This is a genomic window from Rhizobium sp. L1K21 (genome assembly GCF_024055895.1).
Classification (GTDB): domain Bacteria; phylum Pseudomonadota; class Alphaproteobacteria; order Rhizobiales; family Rhizobiaceae; genus Ensifer_A.
In genome coordinates, this window is sequence record NZ_JAMXLE010000001.1 from 264,256 (window position 1) to 278,091 (window position 13,836).

The 13,836-nt window shown below is 55.1% G+C and carries 15 protein-coding genes and 1 tRNA gene; 4 read left to right on the plus strand and 12 right to left on the minus strand.

The features are described 5' to 3' along the window. Positions 1-79 precede the first annotated feature (79 nt). Together NHF56_RS01160 and NHF56_RS01165 are read right to left on the minus strand one after the other, a co-directional pair. Positions 80-904 (minus strand): DUF3037 domain-containing protein, encoded by an 825-nt coding sequence (locus NHF56_RS01160; protein WP_252800812.1) that lies wholly within the window; start codon positions 902-904, stop codon positions 80-82. Further along, complete coding sequence (locus tag NHF56_RS01165) at positions 904-1,716, minus strand: HipA family kinase (RefSeq protein WP_252800814.1); 813 nt, start codon at positions 1,714-1,716, stop codon at positions 904-906. The genes NHF56_RS01160 and NHF56_RS01165 overlap by 1 nt, the downstream gene beginning before the upstream one ends. 175 nt (positions 1,717-1,891) lie before the next feature. Between NHF56_RS01165 and NHF56_RS01170 the strand changes: the two genes are divergently transcribed. Next, complete coding sequence (locus tag NHF56_RS01170) at positions 1,892-2,323, plus strand: metallopeptidase family protein (protein WP_252800816.1); 432 nt, start codon at positions 1,892-1,894, stop codon at positions 2,321-2,323. Between the two features lie 81 nt (positions 2,324-2,404). Then, positions 2,405-2,716 carry a hypothetical protein gene (locus NHF56_RS01175; RefSeq protein ID WP_252800818.1) on the plus strand — a complete coding sequence of 104 codons (312 nt, stop codon included), beginning with the start codon at positions 2,405-2,407 and terminating at the stop codon, positions 2,714-2,716. 92 nt (positions 2,717-2,808) lie between these two features. On the opposite strand, the gene NHF56_RS01180 is transcribed toward NHF56_RS01175, so the two are convergent. From NHF56_RS01180 to NHF56_RS01195, 4 genes are all read right to left on the minus strand, one after another. Further along, positions 2,809-4,374 carry an alkaline phosphatase gene (locus NHF56_RS01180; protein WP_252800821.1) on the minus strand — a complete coding sequence of 522 codons (1,566 nt, stop codon included), beginning with the start codon at positions 4,372-4,374 and terminating at the stop codon, positions 2,809-2,811. A 132-nt stretch (positions 4,375-4,506) separates the two neighbouring features. Next, positions 4,507-5,643 carry a DNA alkylation repair protein gene (locus NHF56_RS01185; protein WP_252800823.1) on the minus strand — a complete coding sequence of 379 codons (1,137 nt, stop codon included), beginning with the start codon at positions 5,641-5,643 and terminating at the stop codon, positions 4,507-4,509. A 7-nt stretch (positions 5,644-5,650) separates the two neighbouring features. Next, a complete protein-coding gene (locus tag NHF56_RS01190; RefSeq protein ID WP_252800825.1) occupies positions 5,651-5,869 on the minus strand; it encodes a DUF6500 family protein in 219 nt (72 codons plus the stop codon). Positions 5,870-5,917: 48 nt separating this feature from the next. Continuing rightward, positions 5,918-6,238, minus strand: coding sequence for an antibiotic biosynthesis monooxygenase (locus NHF56_RS01195; RefSeq protein ID WP_252800827.1), 321 nt, complete (start codon positions 6,236-6,238; stop codon positions 5,918-5,920). Positions 6,239-6,311: 73 nt separating this feature from the next. Between NHF56_RS01195 and NHF56_RS01200 the strand changes: the two genes are divergently transcribed. Further along, positions 6,312-7,067 (plus strand): YafY family protein, encoded by a 756-nt coding sequence (locus NHF56_RS01200; protein WP_252800829.1) that lies wholly within the window; start codon positions 6,312-6,314, stop codon positions 7,065-7,067. 45 nt (positions 7,068-7,112) lie between these two features. On the opposite strand, the gene NHF56_RS01205 is transcribed toward NHF56_RS01200, so the two are convergent. The 4 genes from NHF56_RS01205 to rplU all read right to left on the minus strand — a co-directional run bounded on the left by NHF56_RS01205 (position 7,113) and on the right by rplU (position 9,098). Next, the gene (locus tag NHF56_RS01205) at positions 7,113-7,724 is read right to left on the minus strand and encodes a GNAT family N-acetyltransferase (RefSeq protein ID WP_252800831.1); all 612 of its coding nucleotides are present in this window, start codon (positions 7,722-7,724) and stop codon (positions 7,113-7,115) included. Next, the gene (locus NHF56_RS01210; RefSeq protein WP_252800832.1) at positions 7,721-8,356 is read right to left on the minus strand and encodes a GNAT family N-acetyltransferase; all 636 of its coding nucleotides are present in this window, start codon (positions 8,354-8,356) and stop codon (positions 7,721-7,723) included. The genes NHF56_RS01205 and NHF56_RS01210 overlap by 4 nt, the downstream gene beginning before the upstream one ends. A 132-nt stretch (positions 8,357-8,488) precedes the next feature. Continuing rightward, on the minus strand, positions 8,489-8,761 hold the full coding sequence (rpmA, locus tag NHF56_RS01215) for a 50S ribosomal protein L27 (RefSeq protein ID WP_252800834.1): 273 nt from the start codon (positions 8,759-8,761) through the stop codon (positions 8,489-8,491). A 31-nt stretch (positions 8,762-8,792) separates the two neighbouring features. Further along, positions 8,793-9,098, minus strand: coding sequence for a 50S ribosomal protein L21 (gene rplU, locus NHF56_RS01220; RefSeq protein WP_252800836.1), 306 nt, complete (start codon positions 9,096-9,098; stop codon positions 8,793-8,795). Positions 9,099-9,486: 388 nt separating this feature from the next. On the opposite strand from rplU, the gene NHF56_RS01225 reads away from it, so the two are divergent. Continuing rightward, positions 9,487-9,576 (plus strand) — tRNA-Ser (locus NHF56_RS01225). A gap of 348 nt (positions 9,577-9,924) precedes the next feature. On the opposite strand, the gene NHF56_RS01230 is transcribed toward NHF56_RS01225, so the two are convergent. After that, complete coding sequence (locus tag NHF56_RS01230; RefSeq protein ID WP_252800838.1) at positions 9,925-10,266, minus strand: hypothetical protein; 342 nt, start codon at positions 10,264-10,266, stop codon at positions 9,925-9,927. Between the two features lie 148 nt (positions 10,267-10,414). Beyond that, positions 10,415-13,834, minus strand: coding sequence for a DEAD/DEAH box helicase family protein (locus NHF56_RS01235; RefSeq protein WP_252800839.1), 3,420 nt, complete (start codon positions 13,832-13,834; stop codon positions 10,415-10,417). Between the last annotated feature and the right edge of the window lie 2 nt (positions 13,835-13,836).

Below are 13,836 nucleotides of genomic sequence, written 5' to 3' on the forward strand. Positions count from 1 at the left end.
TTCTTATAGATTCCAGAGGGTGGGGGAAGAGTCAAGCGGGATGGATGAGAATTTATTCCCACACTGTGTGTCGGAAGGTTTAATTGAGAAAACTACTAGATGTGCTTTGAGAGAGATCGTTGGCAGTAACATGCTCACGTATTTCTCGCGCAAGAGGTGAAATATCGGACAATGAATAAAACTCTGTTTTGTTCATTCTCATCAAATCTTTTACAGCATTAACGAAATTACTATTCTGATTTTCAACATCGCCAACTACGATGAGGCGCTTTTGACCCTTGTCAAATTCTGACAACCAAAGCCCTTCAATTGCTTGTTTGCCTGCTGCAGCCAAAGCTATGTTTGGATCATCGCGCAAAGATATTGCATTAATTAGATTGTACGAGCCATTCTGATAGGCGTATTGTGCTTTTACTACTACGCCTTGGGGAAGTGAGACAGGTTTAGGCTTTTCGAGGAGGCTTTCGACACCACTCATAACCAGTTGTTTTTTCAATTTTTTTTGCACCCTTTGGATCGGTTCTCTGATCTCAAAAGGCTCGACTAAACGTTCGAATAGCTCATTAGCAACGATGTTAGGGTCAGCATCCACTAACACGGACTTCGGTGACGATAACCTTATGTTACCGGAACGAAGGCCAATGAATTTTTCGACACTCTGTCTATCCCAGTTTGAATTAAATTCTGACATGATGCGATCTTTCATAGAGTGCATCAAAATTTCAAAATGCTTTCCAGGATACACGCCAAAAACCTTACGTATTCTTGAGCGGCTTTCTCCTAATTTGACGATGACATGAGGTATCGCATTGGAAAATAATACTATTCCAACGTTAAGAAACTCGTTACGCTCGGGGTATTCCGAGTACTGAATTAACGAGAAATATCCTTGTTTCTCATCCATTATGGTCTCATCCCTGGCAACTCAGGGGCTGCCACGAGCTTCATCGAAATTGTATCAACCACGTATGTGGCTCGTCTACAAACAAAATCTACCAAGTGATTTCTTGCCACTGCATGCAATCCCCATTCTGCAGGAACTGAGTTAACGCATTCCTGCACAAACTCTCTTTCGAGGGTGCGCAGCTTCTCAACAGCTACCCCAACACTACGTGGGGTTATGAATTTCTCAAATTCGGGGTAGAATCCATAAACACTTGGATCGAAAACCAAGTCGTCAGATGGTAAATCTATATCAAAGTCAATATCCACGAAACAATGGGAATGATCAATCGGTGTCAAGGAATATTTTCTCCCTTTGGCGACAGCCTCGTATAATAAATTGTCTGAATTAGGATGCTCGTTCGTGTATCTGTCCGTATTTCGGATCCATGTGTCAAAAACCACCAATTTTGCAACGTCGGATTTATTCGTGAGCATCTTTAACAGGGTATCGTTGCCATCACGAGGAATACCGTTCACCGCCTTCGAAAAGAATAGTGGTGGTAGCATATTGCTGTGGTGGTTCAGCATTGGGATTTCAATATCGCACTTCCGAATGACCGCAAACGGTGGAATCGAAAGGCCTAACCAAGTTCCCAGTTCAGCAGCGATAAGCTCGGACACAAGCGCCGCATTTCCTTGAGGATTGCCAATGCTTTTAATGAAACCATCGCCTGCATCAGTCTCGACTCTTGCCGGCCTCGTGCTAGACTCGAAAAGTTGAATCTCTCGAAGAACTTTGGACGGTTGGCAGATTGCCCCGCAGGCAAGCATTGGTCTTCCTAGAAAATGGCTATAGAAGACTAATACTATTAGCTGAACCGGAATGCGAGTCTTGCTGATAAAGCTTCACCATATTAGCAGCAAACTCCCGCCATTCACCCTAATCCCAATCGCCTCTCGCAATCTCTGTCCATACCGACTATATGACCCTGCACAAGGAGTTTTTATGGATCGCGTTGACGAAACGGGTGAGTGGCGGGATCAGTTTTCGCCCTCGATTGGTGTTCTGGAATCTCTGGCGATTGAGGCTTACAGCCACTTGCCGGAGGAATTTCGACGTCTGGCGTCGGATCTGGTGATCGAGATTGCGGAATTTCCCGACGACGAGATCTTTGAGGATATGGCGCTGGAAACGCCGTTTGATCTTTTAGGGCTTTTCGAAGGGCGCGGGCTGGGTGAGCGGTTTTCCATGGAAACCGGCGAGATGCCGAACAGGATCATGCTCTATCGCCGACCGATTCTTGACTATTGGGCGGAGAATAACGAGACGCTGGGCGATATCGTGACCCATGTGCTGATCCACGAGATCGGCCATCATTTCGGCCTTTCCGACGATGCCATGCAGGCCATCGAGGATAGTGCGGAAGCGGCTTCATAAAGACTTTCGTTCAATTTTTCGCTTAGTTTTTAGGCGTGCAGATTCAAGCACCGTGAAACGACAGGCTTCTGGAAAATGACTATGAGCGAAGACAGAGAAGTCGACATCCGTGCGCTACGCCAAATAGGGTGGGACTATTGGGATCCCATTGGAATACGCCAGCTCAACGACATCGATTGGCGTACCAATGCTGCCGATGAGTATGACACTTATCTTCTTCGCGCAGCTCATTTGCTCATGCGAGGTGAAACACCTGAAGGTGTTGCTCAATATCTTGATCAGATCGGATCTGAAAATATGGGGTTGGGCCCGGTGAACGCGGCTTCCCATCAGGCATCCCTACGTACGGCTGAAGCAATCGTTTCTTATTTGCGGGTATGGACCGATTTCTAACGCGGAATAGCTCATATTTTTGAGGTGGTCTCAGTTGGAATTCCCCTCTCCCCGCGGGTTGGGGAGAGGGGAGGCCACGAGCGTGTTGCCGATTACGCGCTGCGGGCCGGATCGAGCGTGATTTTCCAGAGTTCCTGGTCTTCACGATCCATGAGGCGGACGGTGAGCTGCTCGGTCTGGCCATCGATATCAACGAGGCCGAAGAACTGCAGACCGGCAGATGGCGGCAGATTGACCTGGCCTTCCGGTGGGGCTTTCACATATTTCACTTCCGGACCGAAGGTCATGTCGAGATCGTTCGGGCCGAAGGTGCCGGCATGCAGCGGGCCGGAAACGAATTCCCAGAAGGGGGCGAAGTCCTGGAACTGCGCCTTGTTGGGGTCGTAGTAGTGAGCAGCCGTGTAGTGAACGTCGGCGGTGAGCCAAACGGTGTTGGTGATACCGGCATTCTTGATGTAGCGCAGCAGGTCGGCGATTTCGAATTCGCGGCCCTTGGCCGGGCCGTTATCGGCATTGGCAATGGCTTCGAACTTGGTGTCGCCATCGCGCACGACGAGGCCGATGGGCATGTCGGCTGCAATGATTTTCCAGGTGGCCTTGGAATTGGCCAGTTCCCGCTTCAGCCAGGCAATCTGCTGCTGGCCGAGGAAGGCCGTGGCATCGCTTGGTGCGTCCTGCATGTTTTCGCTGTTGGCGCCACGGTAGGAGCGCATGTCGAGGAAGAAGACATCCAGCATTGGGCCGTAATTGATCGTGCGGTAAACGCGGCCGGGCTCGGCCGGTGTATAGCGGATCGGTGTCATTTCGTGGAAGGCCTTGCCGGCGCGGGCCGACAGAAGCTGGACGGACTTTTCGGTGTAGCGGTCGTCGCCGGACAAATCCTTGGAAGCCGACCAGTTGTTGACCACTTCATGGTCGTCCCACTGGAAGAAGGTCGGACAGATGGCGTTCAGCGCGCGCACATGCTCGTCCATCATGTTGTATTTCCATTGGCCGCGATATTCGTCCAGCGTTTCGGCAACCTTGCGCTTCTCGTCGGTGAGAACCTTGTTGACCCATTTGGTGCCGTCTTTCAGGTCAACTTCATCGGTCATGGCGCCATCGGCATAGATGGTGTCGCCGGAATGGAGGAAGAAATCGGGCTGATGCTTGGCCATGGTGGCGTAGGTTTTCATGCCGGTTTCATCGATACCCCAGCCTTGACCTGCAGTGTCGCCAGACCATGCAAAACGCACGTTGCGGCGCGAAGCGGGCGCAGTGCGGAACTGGCCGGTGATGGTTTCGGACGTGTTGTTGATGTCCTGCAGGTCGGCGGCGGTAAAGCGGTAGAAGATATCCTGGTCAGAGGGCAGGTTTTCAATGAGGCGCTTGACGGCCATATCCGTGTCGGGAAGTGCGTTCAGGGCCGGCAGCTTTACGGCGTTGGAAAAGCTCTCGGTGGTCGCATATTCCATCATGACGCGGGAGGGACGGTCAACGCGTGTCCAGATCATGCCGGATGACATATCGACATCGCCGGACTGAACACCGTGGGTGAAGACCGGGCGTGATGCAGCGCGAACAATGGACGGCATGGCAAGGCCGGCAGCGGCAACAATGCCGGTTGCGCCCGCAGACTGCAGAAACGCACGGCGGGGTAGTTTGAAGGAATGTGACATGATCCTCTCCTGATCAAAATGTGGCGGGAAACCGCGAGGAAAATGGGAGAGGTTCGTGTCACTGTTTTAATGTTTGGGTGACAAGCTCGCGAAGGTTTTATGACCAAGTCCCGAAGCATTTTGCCGGGGCAATTATGGCAGGGTATCGGGCATGATCAGTTCAAACTCCTCGCTGCCGAAATCCTCACCGTTGATGCGCAGCGACACGGCCTGTTTGCCTGTATAATATTGCCGGGTGGTAATTTCGCGAATGGGATGGCGGCGCTTCAAATGAAGCGGTTTGCCCGGCTCCAAAGTGGCTTTGGTCCATTTGAAGACCTTGGGTTTTCGCTTGCCATCCGCTTTCACGAAATGAATGGCGTAATCGATGATAACGGCTTGCGGGCTATTCGATTTTGAGGCGATGGCTGCTGTAAAATTCAGCGCTTCGCCAAAATTTACCGTTGGCGTTTCGATATTGATCTCTACCGCGCCGATGGCCGGTGGTTCGAAGTTGAAGGCTTTCAGTGTTGGTCCATGGCCTTGCTTGATCAGCGTGCGGCAGGCGTGGCGCAGCAGTTTCTGCCGCTCCGGTGGGGCTTCCTTCAGCCAGTCTGCGGCAATGTCGGCCACCAGATCCGGATGGTCTTTGGCGATGTCGTTCAAATGGTTGGCCACCGAGCGGCGGACATATTCTGAAGGATCGTCGCGGAGATGTTTCAGAAGTGGAATGGCCGGGGTGGGATCGGCCATCAGCGCGGGCAGCTGCATGGCCCAGGGCAGGCGCGGGCGCGTCCCTTCCGAAATCAGACGGCGGATATGCTCGTCCTCATCATCAAGCCAGCTTTCCATGATTGCGAGTGCGCGGGCCTGATCTTCCAGCAGGAAATAGCGCACGGCAAATTCGGATGTGAAGCGGCGGGTCATCTCATAAAGAAGCGCCATGGCCTCATCGAAATGGGCGATATGGTGCTGACCAATGAGCATGGTGAGCGGCATGATGGCCCAGCCACGGATGCCATCACCGTCGGTTGGCTGTTCCGGACTGCTGTTTGAAAGCGGGTGCAGGCTTGCGCGCAAAATGCGCTCGCGGGTTGTCCAGTCCGGCGGCAGATATTGATGCAGGCAATCGGTAATCCATTGGGCGCGGGGCTTGAGTTCCAGTGCCTCAAGCTTTTCCATCACGTCAGCTTCGAAGCCGGTCTGATCAAAACCCTGGGCGTGTCTGGCGATGTTACGCGCCATGTTTTGGGTGAGCTTCGGGGAGAACAGGTTTTTCAAGGGTTCCATGGCAATCTCACATTCCCTTTCGAATCATATCGCGAATTTTTACCGCTTTTTCGAAATGATCGAGCTGGTGCGTTCTGATCCACCATTCGGCGGCTTCCATCAGGCATTCGGGATCGTCATTCCTGTTGGCGAAGAAAGCATAGAAGGAGAGGCCGACAGCCTCTCCCTTTTGCGCAATCTTGCGGTTGCAAACATCGATTGCCTTTTGGCGCAGACTGTCACGCATGAAATCCGTCCTGGTGGCGGTTTGTTTCCGTTTGCGTGTCCCAAGCGCTCATGCCTGATATTGGGCCAGAACCGTGCAGTGGGCGACCCCTGTTGCGGGGTTGTTATCGGCGAGGTTCATGACACTGAAATAGGCCCCGCATTCGGGCGAACCGGCAGCGGCCTGCATCATCGTATCGGCCGAAGCCTGGTCTTCCCACTCCACCACATCGGCAAACAGCCCATCGTCCTTGCGCACCAGGGTGCGGGCGATGAAGCCGGGCTGGGTGGAAAGGAATGTTTGAAATTGATCGGATGCGGCCACGAGATCCTCTTCCGTTTTGCCCGCAGCCAGGGTGACAGTTGCGATTTCTATGATCCTGTTTTTCATTGGGTTTTCCTTTCGTTTAGGGTCTGAAAGAAGAGCTATCGAAATATATGCCATTTTATGGCATATTTCTTTCATGAAACGCGCAACGACATCTGACAGGCTGGAACGACTGGACGTGCTGGAGGCCAGGCTGAAATCTGCTGAGCCGCTTGTGCTGAAAGACCTGGCGGCAGAATTTGCCATCAGTCTGCGCACTATCAGCCGCGATATTGAAATCCTGCGCGAACGCGGATTGCCGATTGAGGCGGAGCGTGGGCGCGGCGGCGGGGTGCGGCTGAGCGCCAATTGGGGCGTGGGCCGGATATCGCTGAACTATCGCGAGGCGGTGGGTTTGCTGGTGAGCCTGGCGGTGATCCGGCAGATGAAGTCGCCCTTGCTGATGTCCAATCTTTCATCTGTGCGGCGCAAGCTGGTGGCGTCCTTCTCACGTGCCGACCAGAGCCGCATTCGCGCATTGCAATCGCGCATCATTGTCGGGCAGACGGTGTCGCCGTTCGTGCTTTCCAACTATTCCGTGCCGCCGGACGATGTGGTGGGCGGGTTGCACGAGGCATTTCTGCTGAACCGCGCAATCGAGATTTCCTATCTCAGTGAAAAAGGCGAGGTGACGGAGCGGGTGATTGAGCCGCATTTCCTGCTGCTGAATTATCCGGCCTGGTATACGCTTGCCTTTGACCATCTGCGCGGTGCACCACGCACGTTTCGGTGTGACCGGATGCAGTCGTTGACCATGCTCGACGCCACGTTTCAGCCGCGACCGGTGACAGATTTTGCCGCAGCGCTGGAGGGTGTGGAGATCATTTCAGATGGAACCGGATTCTCAATTTGAAAATGAACCGGCCCCCTCAGCCAGACTGGCGAGGGGGCCGAACTATCAAGCCGGCATGAAGGAACCGAAGGTCAGTTCCGTTTCAACAACATCCACCATGGTGCCGCGCGGGTTGCAGAAGGCCCATGTGGTGCCGGTGACCGAAAAGCCGAGCTTTTCCTGAACCTTCAGCGAGGCCGGGTTATCGGTGATGACGCCGGCATAGAGTGTTTCGCCCATCATGATGGAGAAGAAACGCTCAATCAGCGCGCTTGCAGCCTCACTCATGTAGCCCTTGCCCCAGTGGGTTGGTAGAAGCCAATAGCCGATGTGCCAGCCGGGACGCTTGCCGGTTTCGCGATGCTCGATGGAAATCACGCCCTCCAGCGCGCCGCCATCCAGCGTGATGGCATAGGCCCAGCCATCAATCTCGCCACCCTGCCAGGCGCGAACGAAATCCAGCCCGTCTTCATGGTTATAGGGGACTGGAACCGGCAGCAGCATGCGGACAACCTCCGGGGTCTGCATGCCGGTTGCCAGGCGATATTGATCCTCCGGCTTGAGCGCGCGCAGGGTCAGCCTGTTGGTGCGGATGGTGGGCTGGGTGGCAAAACTCAGCGTGTTTTGCCGGGGTCCTGCCCGCAGGTTTCTGTTCGGGGTTATTGCCAGAGCGCTCATCTCGATCCTCCCCAGCTTCTGAGCGACAACCAGGTCGCCCGGTCGAGCCGGTACCATTCAACTGCAGTCGTGCCGCCCAGCGCAAGCGACGGTGCCATGCCGGTTCCCTGATATTGGAACCCGCATTTCTGGATCACGCGGCGAGAGGCTGTGTTGACCACGCGGCAGCGGGCATCCAGCATCTCAATCATGTCATCACGGAAGGCCATGTCGACGAGAACCTGAGCGGCTTCTGTGGCGTACCCCTGTCTCCAGTGTGGTTCGCCGAGCCAATAACCGATTTCCCCACGGCTTTGTTCCGCCGGATCGACCTCCAATCCGCAGCAACCCATGAATTCGCCCGTGTCTGCTTTGGTAATGGCAAAGACGGCCTTGCCAATCACGCCATTATTGGCGCGTCGTACAAAGGCAGCGGCATCAGCAACCGTATAAGGATGCGGCATGCGCGAAACCATTGTGGCGATTTTGGCGTTGTTGGCGAGATGGGCAAGGGCGTCGATGTCTTCAATGTGCGGGGCTCTCAAAACCAGCCGCTCCGATAACATGACAGGACTTTGGGTTGACACCCTCTGGCTCTGCAGCCGTTCTTCCGGGGACCGGGATGATCCCTCTCTTAACATTTCGCTCTGCATTGTTCAGCTCCTTGAAAGACAAGCAAAAAGGGGAGTTGGGTATTGCCCCATCTCCCCTTTTGATCTTTTGGCCTGAACCTTGAAGCGTCAGCCGGGTCGATGAGACGCCGGCTGTTTTTGAGCGCTACCGGCTTATTCCGCTGCTTCTGCCGTTTTCGGCATCACGGACACGTAGACGCGGCCGTTGGCTTTCGTGGCAAAGCTCACGTTGCCTTCCGTAAGGGCAAAAATCGTGTGGTCCTTACCGAGGCCAACATTGGCGCCCGGATGCCACTTGGTGCCGCGCTGACGCACGAGAATATTGCCGGCGCGAACGCTTTCGCCGCCGAATTTCTTCACGCCAAGACGCTTGGACTCAGAATCGCGACCGTTACGCGATGAACCGCCAGCTTTTTTGTGTGCCATGGGTGTTCTCCTTTAAACCTTTGTTCTCGTCTTACTGACCAGCTGCGATGTCCAGAATGCGGACAGTCGTCTGATGCTGGCGGTGGCCGCGCGAGCGCTTGGAGTTCTGGCGGCGGCGCTTCTTGAAGGCGATAACCTTCTTGGCCCGGCCATGCTCAACGATCTCAGCGGTGACCTTCGCGCCTTCGATGAAAGGAGCGCCGATCTTGGTGCCGACCATGAGAACTTCGGCGAATTCAATCTTTGCGCCAGCGTCGCCTTCCAGTTTTTCAACTGTTACGACGTCGTCGGCCGCTACGCGGTACTGCTTACCGCCGGTCTTGATGACTGCGAACATTTCTTTGCCTTTCTGTTCGTTTCCAGCTCTTGCGAATGAAATTCAGCCGCAGGCCGTCTTTTTGTCAGTCGGTTTTAGCAACAAAATCAGCGTCTTGCAGAAGCAGATGGTGATGCCGGTGAGATTTTGCCGTGAAGCAAAATGAAAGCGCGGACAGATTCCGCGCCATCGTTGGGGCGGGAGATACGTCAGGAAAGCCAACCTGTCAAGCGCGCTGCCTTATTTTACCGGCATTTCGCTCTTGCGTCGCCGCTAAACTATCGCTATGTGATGGCCCGCGCCGAACAAGGCGTCAACCACGCTATGGGATGGCATGCCGTAGCACTTTATAAGTGTCGCGTCATCCTGTTTTCAAACCTTACGGTTTGAAAGGGTATGCGACAGGGCCGGAGAGGTGGCTGAGTGGTTGAAAGCACCGCACTCGAAATGCGGCATACGGGCAACCGTATCGGGGGTTCGAATCCCTTCCTCTCCGCCATTTTTATGTCTTCACGGTCGTTTCGCCCTTTGGGCTGACCTCCAGACAGGGCGGCCAGATGTGGCCGACGCTCAGTCGAGCTTGCGAACCTTTGCAGGTTCGAAGTTTCTCCCCGACACTCCGCCATTTTTGTTTGCACGTGGCCGCCACGCCAACCCTGCTTGCATGGCTCTGGGTTTGAATTTCGTTTTTCACCCTCCACCGTTTTATTCAGGTTTATTTGCAGTTCATGACTGAAGCGTTGCGATAAGTGCCGGTGTGCCGTTGGCACCTTCACATGAGCGGGACATTCCGTCTGCCGTTATAAAGCGGTCGCTTTGCTGGGCTGACGGAAGGTTATCTTGTGCGTTAGGCCCGCTCTATAGTCACATCGCCATCATTTGATCTGCCCACCCACGACGCGGGAGCCGCGCGAATAACATCGATGTGCGCGTTTGCCTCAATCCCTTGCACAACGATGGTGGTCGCTGTTGGGTGATGCTCGATTATGGTCGGTAAAATTGAGGCTACGTTTTCCACGTCGTTACCCATATCGTTGAACGTCGTGATGGAGTTTACTCGATTGGTGCTCCGTAGCTCCATCGCCGTTTGGATGTTGGCGTCTGACGCCACTACCCAAAAATCGGAATTCTGATCATTCCCTCTCGGGGTAAAGCGTGGATCAACAGAGATCACAACTTTGCTTTCCAAGGTTCCCTCCCGCATCTCACTCAGCCGGTCAATTCCGAGGCAGTAGCTTGCCAAATTCGGCCGGCTTATGTCCGTTGACTTGGCAGTGAGCGGAACACCGGTTACCGCTCTCTGACACTTCTCTGAGTCAAAGAGAGCGCTTAGGCCATCAACTGGCGGCGCTGTCGTTCAACCTGTTGATGACTTCAATCAGTTTCCTGGTGCGGTCGAAATCGAAAACCTGCTGCGGGCCTTCTGGTGCGACATCGATAAACGGGCTTTCGTAAAGCAGGCCGGGGTCCATTGTTCCCTTTTCGGTCAGGTGCTCGATGATCATTTCGATGAACTCGATCTGTTCGGCGGTTGCCGCGCTGTCGCCCAGAAACTCGCCAAAGGCTTCCGCAACCGCGTGGCGGTCGAGGCCGACGAGGGAGCGGATGAATGCGCTGAAGCCATGCGCCAGTTCGCTTGCTTTTTCGAAATGCCCGGCGTCCCCGATGCCTTCCGAAATCAGCATTTTCTGCAGGCTCTCGATGTCGGTTTGCGTCAGCGGCTTGCCATGGCGCAGTTTGGCGATGGCTATGTGGTCTTCGTGTTCGCGCAGAAAGTGGCGTGCCTTGCGCTTGAAGCGGGCAAAGTCCACTTCGCCGACTTCCGGCAGATCGAGTTCGGTGCCTTCCCCAAGCTCATCCACGAAATTGGAATAGACGATGGCTTTCTTGCGCTTTTCAATATGGTGCACGAGGCTGCGCAGGCGCAGGCGGACAAGCTCCAGCAGCGGCACGGTGATACCCTCCCACCAGGGATCGGAGAGGATATCCAGTATCAGCCCCTGCTGGGCGGTGACGGTCGGGATGTTGACCTCCTCCAAAGCCGAAGCAATGTCGATGAGCTGCTTTTTCAGTGTCTCGAAACGTTTGGAGCCCTTCAGGAGCGCGATCTCGAGATTGAACATGAGGAGGTCAAAACGTTTGGCCTCTTCTTGCTCGCTCTTCATTTCGTTCGGCAGCGGCGCGACGTGATCGAGAAGCTCGTCACGCATGTCGTCGGTCAGGCGCTGCCAGATTTCCGGCTTCTGGTATTTCTCCACCAGCTTGCGCTCGCCACGAACGATGAAGTTGTCGAGGTTCATCGAGCGCACATAGTCCTTGAGAAAGGCGAGGGCGGTGTTGCGCACCTGCTCTTCGCTTGGGGCGGCTTCCGGTCCTGCATCGTAGCCCTCGCCGACTTCCTGCAAGGCATCACGACGCAACGGCTCATTTTTCTCGTCAAGCGCCCGCACGAGGTCGAAGCGGGCTGCGAAAAGGCGCTCGCTCAGTGATTTTGCATTCTTGCCGTCATCCAGCTTGGGGTTCTGGCTGAAGAATTCGAGGTTCTGGCAATAGTCGAAAACGCGGAAAAACTCCTTGTCTTCGCCAGGACCGAAAAGGTCGGGACAGAGGCGGGTGCCGCGCCCGATGATCTGCCAGAATTTGGTTTTCGAGCGGATCAGCTTGAAGAGCACGAGATTGACGACCTCCGGCACATCAATGCCGGTGTCGAGCATATCCACGGAAATCGCGATATGTGGTGCGCTGTCCTTCTTTGAAAAATCATCGATCAGGCTTTGGGCATAGTCTGTCTTGAAGGTGATGACGCGGGCGAAGTGGCCGGCTCGCAAGTGCGGATAGGCAGCGTTGAAGCGCTTTTCGATGAACTCGGCATGATCCTGGTTTTTGGCGAATATGATCGTTTTGCCGATCCGGTCGCCGCCTGCCACCTTCAGGCCTTCGGTCATCACATGGGCCAGAACCTTGTCCACCGTGTCGGCGTTGAAAAGCCATTTGTTGACGGCCTCGGCATCCACGCGGTCGGGCGGGTCGCCGTCTTCCTCATCCCATTCCAGCATGTCCCATTGTTCTTTTTCCGCATCGGAAAGCTCATCATAGGAAATGCCTTGCCGGATGAATTTGAGCGGCACGGAGACCGAGACCGGCGGCACGAGATATTCATCCTCCACCGCCTTGTCGAGCGAATAGGCGTCCGTCGGCACGCCGTCTTCCAGGTCAAACAGGCCGTAGGTATTGTGGTCGATCTCATCCTTTGGTGTGGCGGTGAGACCGACCAGAAGACTGTCGAAATATTTGAAGATCGCGCCATAGCGCTGATAGACCGAGCGGTGCGCCTCATCGATAATCACAAGGTCGAAATGGCCGGGGCCAAAGCGGGCCGCACCACCCTTGCGCTCGTCAATCAGGTTCATCATGGTGGGATAGGTGGAGAGGTAAACGCGGCCTTCCCCATTCTTCTCTGTCACCAGATTAACGGGTGAGGATTCCGGCAGATGCGCCTTGAAGGCGCGCACTGCCTGATTGACCAGCGCCACACGGTCGGCGAGGAAGAGAACGCGCTTCACCCAGCCTGCGCGCATCAGCACATCCACCAGTGCGATCACCGTGCGGGTCTTGCCGGAGCCTGTGGCCATCACCAGGAGCGCCTTGCGCTGGCGTTTGGTCTCGAAAGACTCCTTCACCTTGGCAATGGCGCGCTCCTGATAGTAGCGGTCGGCGATTTTGCGGTTGAGCGCAACCGTGCCCATCGGCTTGGCAGAGCTTCGCCGCTGGATCAGAAGCTGCAGCTCGTCTTTTGTGTAAAAACCGGACACCTCGCGCGGGGCATAGGCCGCATCGTCCCAAATCCAGTGGCTGTAGCCATTGGAATAGAAGATCACCGGGCGCTGGCCAAATTGCGCTTCCAGGCAATCGGCATAAAGCTTGGCCTGCTGCTGGCCAGCACGGGGGTCGCGCTTGGTGCGCTTGGCCTCAATCAGCGCCAGCGGCTTGCCGTCATCACCCCACAGAACGTAATCGACAAAGCCATTGCCCTCCTTGTTGGGCATGCCGGTGACGGGATATTCCCGGTCGCGGGTCTGATCGAGCGGCCAGCCGGCCTCTTTCAAATAGGTGTCGATCCAGATTTCACGGGTTTGAGCCTCACCATAATCGTGGTGGTCGGGCCGGCTTTCGTTTTCACGGCGGATTTTGTCGCGCTCGGCACGGGCGGCTTTCAGCTCCGCGTCCAACTCCGCGTTTTTGCGCGCCAGCTCCTCAAAGGCCTTGTCTGATGCTTCCTTTTCAGCATTCAAACGCGTGAGTTCGGAATAGGCGCGTTTCACCAATGCATTGCTGCGGGTCAGTTGTGCGGGATCAAAGGTCAAACTGTCGGGCGGCGGCACCTTGGCATAGGTGCGGGCAAGCCAGAATGTGAGGTGAAAAAGTTCGCGCGCGGCATTGGCCGCATCCTTCTCCGTAGTCGTTTTGGTTTCGTGCGCGGCAAGATTGCCGATGCGGATAATCAGCTTGGCCTTGGCAAAAATCGCTTGCCCCGCACGCTGCATAAAAGTCGGTTCGTGGATCAGCGCGGAGATATTCCGGTCATAGGGAAATTTCAGCCCGCTATCGTGCTTGTAGATCCATTTTACCGCCTGCTCCACCGTGAACCGGGCATTAAAGGCCGCAGAGCGCGGGTCACTCGCCACATAGCCTTCCGCCCGCTTCGCGCTGTCAAAAATCTCAGGGAATTCAGCGGAGAGGAAGGCGAAGTTGGACATGC

Coding starts and splice junctions, on each gene's coding strand:
- NHF56_RS01205 (WP_252800831.1), bottom strand. CDS start 7,724: ATGAGCGCTCTGGCAATAACCCCGAACAGAAACCTGCGGGCAGGACCC.
- NHF56_RS01175 (WP_252800818.1), top strand. CDS start 2,405: ATGAGCGAAGACAGAGAAGTCGACATCCGTGCGCTACGCCAAATAGGG.
- NHF56_RS01165 (WP_252800814.1), bottom strand. CDS start 1,716: ATGCTTGCCTGCGGGGCAATCTGCCAACCGTCCAAAGTTCTTCGAGAG.
- NHF56_RS01210 (WP_252800832.1), bottom strand. CDS start 8,356: ATGCAGAGCGAAATGTTAAGAGAGGGATCATCCCGGTCCCCGGAAGAA.
- NHF56_RS01185 (WP_252800823.1), bottom strand. CDS start 5,643: ATGGAACCCTTGAAAAACCTGTTCTCCCCGAAGCTCACCCAAAACATG.
- NHF56_RS01195 (WP_252800827.1), bottom strand. CDS start 6,238: ATGAAAAACAGGATCATAGAAATCGCAACTGTCACCCTGGCTGCGGGC.
- NHF56_RS01160 (WP_252800812.1), bottom strand. CDS start 904: ATGGATGAGAAACAAGGATATTTCTCGTTAATTCAGTACTCGGAATAC.
- NHF56_RS01190 (WP_252800825.1), bottom strand. CDS start 5,869: ATGCGTGACAGTCTGCGCCAAAAGGCAATCGATGTTTGCAACCGCAAG.
- NHF56_RS01200 (WP_252800829.1), top strand. CDS start 6,312: ATGAAACGCGCAACGACATCTGACAGGCTGGAACGACTGGACGTGCTG.
- NHF56_RS01235 (WP_252800839.1), bottom strand. CDS start 13,834: ATGTCCAACTTCGCCTTCCTCTCCGCTGAATTCCCTGAGATTTTTGAC.
- NHF56_RS01180 (WP_252800821.1), bottom strand. CDS start 4,374: ATGTCACATTCCTTCAAACTACCCCGCCGTGCGTTTCTGCAGTCTGCG.
- rplU (WP_252800836.1), bottom strand. CDS start 9,098: ATGTTCGCAGTCATCAAGACCGGCGGTAAGCAGTACCGCGTAGCGGCC.
- rpmA (WP_252800834.1), bottom strand. CDS start 8,761: ATGGCACACAAAAAAGCTGGCGGTTCATCGCGTAACGGTCGCGATTCT.
- NHF56_RS01170 (WP_252800816.1), top strand. CDS start 1,892: ATGGATCGCGTTGACGAAACGGGTGAGTGGCGGGATCAGTTTTCGCCC.